Below are 1,899 nucleotides of genomic sequence, written 5' to 3' on the forward strand. Positions count from 1 at the left end.
GGTGTCGGCTGGTACGTATAGCGAATCTACAGTATGTTATGCGAAACTGATTCGTATAAACGACTGTTAGAAGCCTTCACATCGAGGAAACATCAGCAATGAATCAACTTAAGGTTCCTCTTGGATTAACAATCGGGGGAGAGCTAGTAAGCCCTGAAGAAGCATCGAAAAATGAAGAATATTTTTGCCCTTCTTGTGAAGGGAATTTGATTCTGAAAAAGGGAGAGTTCAGAACAAAGCATTTTTCTCACCCTAGCAACTCTGCATGTAATCAGGAATCAATCCTTCACAAAACAGCAAAATCCTTAATCATTAAGTCAATTGTTGATAACTACAAAAATGGTAGAAAGATAACCATACAGAACGAATGCTCGAACTGTAAATGCGACTATGAAATAAATTTAGAGCCAAAAACATTTTCAGGTGCTCAAGAAGAAAGAAGAGTTGGAGAATTCGTTTGTGATGTGGTTGGTTATAGAAACAAAATAGAATCATTAGCCATTGAAGTCTTGGTAACTCATGCTGTTGACGACTACAAGGCAAAAAATCTTCCAATATATTGGCTTGAAGTAAATGCTGAAGATATTATCCAGAACCCCTATAAATGGCTTCCAACAAAGAAAGGATTGAAAGGTAAATACTGCGGAAAGTGTAAATCCAATATTTCAGATATTATTTCTGTTGCTGATAGATGGAATATTGATCGTTCATTATATTCTCTGAAGGGCTTTTCTGAAAAAGCAAATTATGTTGCAGGAATAGAAACCTGTTTCAAATGCAAAGAACGGATTCCCGTTTTCTGGTGGCAAGGAGTTCCATTCTGTGAAGATGAACCACCACTACCAAGACCTGTAACAATCATGCATAAATATTCGAAACAGTTTGGCGGTGCATATTGGGCAAACACTTGTATAAATTGTGGTATGCTTCAAGGGGACAACCATTTATACCTTTTCCCAAAAGCTCCTTTTAAAGACTTACCTTTATCTCAAAAGTTCATGCCCAAAAGGTCAACAAAAAACCACAATGAGTCTCCAGTAATGCAGGAGATGATGAAGGTAATCAGAAGAAATTTTGGTTAAAAAAACGGCTTCTAACAAGAGCATCCAGCGGACGGCGCTAGACGCGCCGCCGCTTATGCAGACGTTAGTTGCTTCACCATAAACAACTACATCAAAAAAATCATTGGTTTTTCTGCCTCTTTCTGTAAGATACGAAGTACTGTCATTAAGGAATAATAAAGTGGAAATAGTATCTGCGATTGGTGCAATATTTGGTTCAGTCATTGGTGGCATCATCACAGGCCATTATGCTTTAAAATCTGTTAAAGAAGCATTTGAAAACCAAAAAGAACAAAGTGCTGAAGAAGATCAAAAAAATGTAACAAGCCTTCTTCAGGGAATTTATGACGAACTCGAAATCGTTCTAGATGGCTATCAAAGAGAGCTAGGACCATCTTTAGCCAGCCTAAAGGAAGGCGAAGCATTAATGTCTTATTATCCTTTAGTGGGTGACTATTTCCCGGTTTACAATGGAAACACTTTAATAATTGGCAGAATTCAAGATAATGATTTACGAAGAAGTATCATAAGAACTTATCACCTTGGCAGGTCTATGATTGACTCAATCAGATTGAATAATGATTTAATTGCTAAGTATGAGTATGCGCACAAACTATACGAAGAAACTGGTCAAGAGTTACATCACAAACAAGCAGTGGCGCACTTCAGCTCATTAGTCAGCTATGGTCAAACTCTTAAGCAAGGTCATATAGCTCTTATGGAAAGCTGTACAACTACCCTACGATCAATGAACAAAAATGCAGTCATCTCGGAAGTACGCAACTAACGAATAAGGATAGATTGCGCCCAGCCGCAATCTTATCCTGTTGTTGCACAA

2 protein-coding genes are annotated in these 1,899 nt (G+C 37.9%); both read left to right on the top strand.

Annotated features, from left to right (window positions below; genetic code table 11):
* The first annotated feature begins 98 nt into the window (after positions 1-98).
* Positions 99-1,082, top strand: coding sequence for a competence protein CoiA family protein (locus KDK15_RS06985; RefSeq protein ID WP_257294647.1), 984 nt, complete (start codon positions 99-101; stop codon positions 1,080-1,082).
* Positions 1,083-1,242: 160 nt separating this feature from the next.
* Positions 1,243-1,848, top strand: coding sequence for a hypothetical protein (locus KDK15_RS06990; RefSeq protein ID WP_257294648.1), 606 nt, complete (start codon positions 1,243-1,245; stop codon positions 1,846-1,848).
* Positions 1,849-1,899 lie beyond the last annotated feature (51 nt).

It is taken from the genome of Endozoicomonas sp. YOMI1, assembly GCF_024606345.1.
Lineage (GTDB): Bacteria > Pseudomonadota > Gammaproteobacteria > Pseudomonadales > Endozoicomonadaceae > Endozoicomonas.

Excerpts from the sequence above, each read along its gene's own strand:
- KDK15_RS06985 (WP_257294647.1), top strand. The coding sequence starts at position 99 with ATGAATCAACTTAAGGTTCCTCTTGGATTAACAATCGGGGGAGAGCTA.